This window comes from Hydrogenimonas sp., assembly GCF_029933015.1.
Lineage (GTDB): Bacteria > Campylobacterota > Campylobacteria > Campylobacterales > Hydrogenimonadaceae > Hydrogenimonas.
Genome location: NZ_JAOZOZ010000089.1, coordinates 5,335 through 6,438 on the forward strand (window position 1 = coordinate 5,335; position 1,104 = coordinate 6,438).

The window sequence follows — 1,104 nt, forward strand, 5'->3', positions numbered from 1 at the left end:
CCTTTGAAGATGAGTCCCGTGAGCACCTGCACCAGGCTCGCACCCGCCTTGATGCGCCGGTAGGCTTCGTATCCGCTGTCGATGCCGCCGACGGAGATCAGCACGGTCTTGCCGAAGAGTTCGCGCGCCACCGCGTCGAAGATTTCGAAGCTCTTTTCCCGTATGACCCGTCCGCTGATGCCGCCGACCTCTTTGGGCGATTCGACGAGGGAGTAGTCGATACTGGTGTTGGTGGCGATGATGCCGTCGGCGCCCGCTTCCACGGCTCTGGCACAGAGCGTGACGGCCTGCTCCGCGCTCATGTCGGGGGCGATCTTCAGAAGGATCGGTCTGTCGGTCAGGTTTTTGCCCATGTCAAAGAGTGCGTCGATGAAGGCTTCGTTCTGCAGATCACGCAATCCCGGGGTGTTGGGGGAGGAGATGTTGATGACCAGATAGTCGCAGAGATTTCTGAAAGCTTTGATGCCGTGCTCGTAGTCTTTGAGCGCTTCCCGCTCCGGTGTCACCTTGTTCTTGCCGATGTTGACGCCGATGGGGGTGACGTAGGGGTAGCGCTTTTTGAGCTTCATCTGCATATGGTAACTCCCCTTGTTGTTGAAGCCCATGGCGTTTTGCAGCGCTTCCTCTTCGATGTGGCGCCAGAGGCGGGGACGGGGATTGCCCGGCTGGGGTTTCGGTGTCACGGTTCCCACCTCCGTGAAACCGAAGCCCAGGGCGGTCATCGAGCGGATCAGCTCGGCGTCCTTGTCGAAACCGGCCGCCAGCCCCACGGGATTGGGGAAGGTGCGTCCGAAAAGCTCCTGACGCAGACGCGGATCGTCGACGAAATTCTTTTCGATCCACGGATTGAAGAGCTGGGGCAGAGCCTCGCCGATCTGGAGCGCTCCTGTGACCAGATGGTGTGCCGTTTCCGGGTCGAGACGGAAAAAAAAGGGTTTGATCTTTTCGTAATCCATAAAAAGGGTCTCTCTTCACGCTTGAAATTGGGATTGATTATACAAAAAAAGTTCCAAATCAAGCTTTAACCGACCGAAGCGGGAAGAGGCCTCTCGTTATGATATTTGTTAATATCATCAAAACTCGCCGCTGTTTTGATACAATTTG

1 protein-coding gene is annotated in these 1,104 nt (G+C 56.4%); it reads right to left on the reverse strand.

Going from position 1 to position 1,104, the window contains the following annotated elements; genetic code table 11:
• On the reverse strand, positions 1–956 hold a 956-nt coding region (locus tag Q1K23_RS06765; RefSeq protein WP_300363384.1), incomplete at its 3' end, for a quinone-dependent dihydroorotate dehydrogenase.
• Between the last annotated feature and the right edge of the window lie 148 nt (positions 957–1,104).